The following is a 257-nucleotide window of genomic DNA, read 5'->3' as shown; positions in this document are numbered from 1 at the left end:
CCGTGCGGATCTCGCCGCGCGGCTATGCCGCGGCTGCCAACGACGACAGCATCGCGGACGACGGCAACGACATCAACGTGGACGACAGCGGCGACAGCGCCACGGCGGACGCCAGCGCGGATGGCGCCGACGGCTCGGAGACCGGCATCGACAGCACGGACGGCGCACAAACCGACGGCTCCACGGACGGCAGCGGCGACACCGCGCCGAACGCGCAGCCCGTCAAATCGCTCGTCTACGGCGCGTTCGGCCTCGAA

1 protein-coding gene is annotated in these 257 nt (G+C 71.6%); it reads left to right on the top strand.

Features of this window, described 5'->3' with window-relative positions:
• Window positions 1-257, top strand: a 257-nt coding sequence (locus tag SB786_RS36850; RefSeq protein WP_410731666.1) for a hypothetical protein, incomplete at both ends; no start/stop codon positions are given.

The organism is Burkholderia sp. SIMBA_062 (genome assembly GCF_046534765.1).
Taxonomy (GTDB): Bacteria; Pseudomonadota; Gammaproteobacteria; order Burkholderiales; family Burkholderiaceae; genus Burkholderia; species Burkholderia ambifaria.
The sequence above is the reverse complement of the archived record's forward strand: the minus strand, read 5'-3'. Positions and strand labels throughout refer to the sequence as shown.